Below are 660 nucleotides of genomic sequence, written 5' to 3'. Positions count from 1 at the left end.
GTCGAGCGGAATAGAAGCGGACATTTCGATGGAGGGTTTTCGCCGGTTTGAGGGCGTTCCCACTATCTCGCTGCTTGAAGATGGAGGTGTGCGCTTTTATACAGGTTTTCAGGTGGACCGAATTAACATGGAGAATATTCGTGTTAAGGGAAGCGATGGCCCTGCGACATTTGGCAGTATCTATATGACAGATGTCGAGTTTGCACCTGGGTCAAATTACACCATTAGGCCACATGGTAGTCGTTATTGATTTGGCTTAGCGGGGCGTTTACGTCATCTTGGTTACGGCAGATACAAATTAAATACACCCCCTCCAAGCTTGCCTCCGTTTTCAAGGGCGATGTAGCCCTGTTTCTCATTTTGGTGATGCAGCGCAGCTACTTGAGATGCGAAGTACAGGCCTAGTGAAGTGCTTCCAGTTTTAAAGTTAAGGTTGTTTTGAATATCGCTTGGTTCGAGCTTTAAGATGGATTCAGGGTAGCCTAGTCCATTGTCGTGCACGCTAATTTCAATGTAGGGGTGTGCGCAAATCTCTACTTCTCGTGCCGCAACTAAGATCTCGCTTTTGGTATAACGGCTCGCGTTGTTAATTGCGTTGTTCAGTATGCCTGATACAAGCTCCCTATCAAAATACCACGAAGCTGTGCTCGATATGTCCTG

At 47.0% G+C, this 660-nt stretch carries 2 protein-coding genes; one reads left to right on the top strand and one right to left on the bottom strand.

What is annotated here, in order from left to right; genetic code table 11:
• Window positions 1–250 (top strand): hypothetical protein (locus A3751_RS19640; RefSeq protein WP_231876943.1); only part of this gene is annotated, 250 nt, incomplete at its 5' end.
• Between the two features lie 32 nt (window positions 251–282).
• On the opposite strand, the gene A3751_RS19635 is transcribed toward A3751_RS19640, so the two are convergent.
• Window positions 283–660, bottom strand: a 378-nt coding sequence (locus A3751_RS19635) for an ATP-binding protein (RefSeq protein WP_197466541.1), incomplete at its 5' end; no start/stop codon positions are given.

It is taken from the genome of Oleiphilus sp. HI0080 (assembly GCF_001635135.1).
The sequence above is the reverse complement of the archived record's forward strand: the minus strand, read 5'-3'. Positions and strand labels throughout refer to the sequence as shown.